The organism is Bartonella sp. AA86SXKL, from assembly GCF_042196885.1.
In genome coordinates this window covers 1-376 of the sequence record NZ_JBHIRE010000433.1, presented here as the reverse complement: position 1 = coordinate 376, position 376 = coordinate 1, and the positions used below count along the sequence as shown (strand labels likewise).

At 37.2% G+C, this 376-nt stretch carries 1 protein-coding gene; it reads right to left on the bottom strand.

Annotated elements, in window-relative coordinates; translation table 11 throughout:
• Window positions 1-376 (bottom strand): F0F1 ATP synthase subunit A (gene atpB, locus ACFIO5_RS12455; RefSeq protein ID WP_375705570.1); only part of this gene is annotated, 376 nt, incomplete at both ends.

Below are 376 nucleotides of genomic sequence, written 5' to 3'. Positions count from 1 at the left end.
AGAGCAGTAATCGCTACAGTCATGATAAGCGGTAAAATAGAACCACCCACGCCCATGATTCCTATTCCAATCATTGAGACAATAAAACCAGAAAAAACTTTGAGGGTAATATGGCCAGCAAGCATATTTGCAAACAAACGAAGTGAAAGACTGATAGGACGAGAGAAAAAAGAAATAACTTCAATCATCGTAACCAAAGGTAAAATCAGAACAGGCACCCCACTGGGAACAAACAGTTTCAAAAAACCAACCCCATGCTTATAAAAACCATAACTAATCACCGTAAAAATCACCAACATCGCCAGTGAAAACGTGATCATAATCTGAGAAGTAATCGTATAAAAATAAGGGAAAAGACCAATAAAATTAGCAACCA